The organism is Streptomyces sp. SID3212, assembly GCF_009865405.1.
Lineage (GTDB): Bacteria > Actinomycetota > Actinomycetes > Streptomycetales > Streptomycetaceae > Streptomyces.
Genome location: NZ_WWJY01000895.1, coordinates 1 through 505 on the forward strand (window position 1 = coordinate 1; position 505 = coordinate 505).

The window sequence follows — 505 nt, forward strand, 5'->3', positions numbered from 1 at the left end:
GGGCGGGGCCGCGAACCCCGCCCACCACCCAACCGAAAGGGATGCAATGTCCGACGAAGATGACCAGCTCATGATCGAGCTGCGTACGGGAATCGGCGCCGTCTACGCCATGCTGATCGCCGTCTGCGCGGCCCTTCCGATCCCGGTCTCGCTGCCGACCGGAGTCGTGGCGGGCGTGGAGGCGTCGGAGGCCGTCCACCGGCTCACCGAGCTGGTCAGGGAGATCCCCCTCCCGGAAGAGCAGCTCGCCAACCTGTCCGCCGGGGCCACGCTGTGGCTGTGCGCCACGGACATGCTCGGCCTGATCAACGGGATCGGGTTCGTGGAGTACCGCGCCATGGGCGGTACGGCGATGCTCCTCATGGCGCAGGAATCCCTGAGCGACCTGGCGCACTGGCAGGACGCGCAGGGCGGCGGTAGCTGACCACCCATCCACCGCGCCCCCCGGCATCCAGCCGGGGGGCGCGCCCGTTTCCCCACCCCACTGGTGTTGCAATTCAACACG

The 505-nt window shown here is 69.7% G+C and carries 1 protein-coding gene; it reads left to right on the forward strand.

The features are described 5' to 3' along the window. Window positions 1-46 precede the first annotated feature (46 nt). Window positions 47-424, forward strand: coding sequence for a hypothetical protein (locus tag GT042_RS26630; RefSeq protein WP_161311266.1), 378 nt, complete (start codon window positions 47-49; stop codon window positions 422-424). The last annotated feature ends 81 nt before the right edge of the window (window positions 425-505 follow it).